Source organism: Natrinema soli (genome assembly GCF_028618695.1).
The window spans coordinates 1-612 of record NZ_JAQIVI010000005.1 but is presented as its reverse complement, the minus strand read 5'-3'; the positions used below and the strand labels follow the sequence as shown (position 1 = coordinate 612).

Below are 612 nucleotides of genomic sequence, written 5' to 3'. Positions count from 1 at the left end.
CGAGGCGCTCCGGGAGGCGGGCGCGACCGTCGAGCGCGCGCTGGTCGTCGTCGACCGCGAGGAGGGCGGCCGCGAGAATATCGAGGACGCCGGAGTCGAGATGGAAGCGCTGGTGACCGCGAGCGAGCTGTTGGCCGATCGCGACTGACCGACCGGCGTCCCGGTAGCGAGCGGAACGGCAATTCACTGACCGTAGGATTCGAACTTCTCGAGCACCGTTTCCAACTGCTCGTCCGACAGCGTCTCGGGCTCGAGTCCGGCCGCGCGGGTCTCGAGGTACAGTCGAGCGAGGCTCTCGACGTGGTGGGTGTTCTCGAGGGCGGTTTCGACGTCCGACGCGGTGACGACGAGACCGTGGTTCTCGACGAACGTCGCCGTCGCGTCGGCCTCGTCCATCGCGCTGACGATGTGTTCGGCCAGCTCGTCGGTCCCGTACGGCGCGTACTCGGCGACCGGGACGCGCTTTCCGACCGCGACGATCATGTAGTGAATCGGCGGCAGCGGCTCGTGTGCGACGGCCATCGCGGTCGACCACGACGAGTGGGTGTGGACGATCGCGCCGACGTCTTCGCGCCGGTAGATCGCGGCGTGCATCGGGACCTCGCTGCTCGG

Annotated in this window: 1 protein-coding gene and 1 pseudogene; one reads left to right on the top strand and one right to left on the bottom strand. The window is 68.6% G+C overall.

Annotated features, from left to right (window positions below; all coding sequences use genetic code 11):
- Nucleotides 1–148: pseudogene (locus tag PGX04_RS00360) on the top strand (orotate phosphoribosyltransferase); the annotation flags it as partial.
- Nucleotides 149–183: 35 nt separating this feature from the next.
- On the opposite strand, the gene PGX04_RS00355 reads toward PGX04_RS00360, so the two are convergent.
- Nucleotides 184–612, bottom strand: a 429-nt coding sequence (locus tag PGX04_RS00355; RefSeq protein ID WP_273736706.1) for a class II aldolase/adducin family protein, incomplete at its 5' end; no start/stop codon positions are given.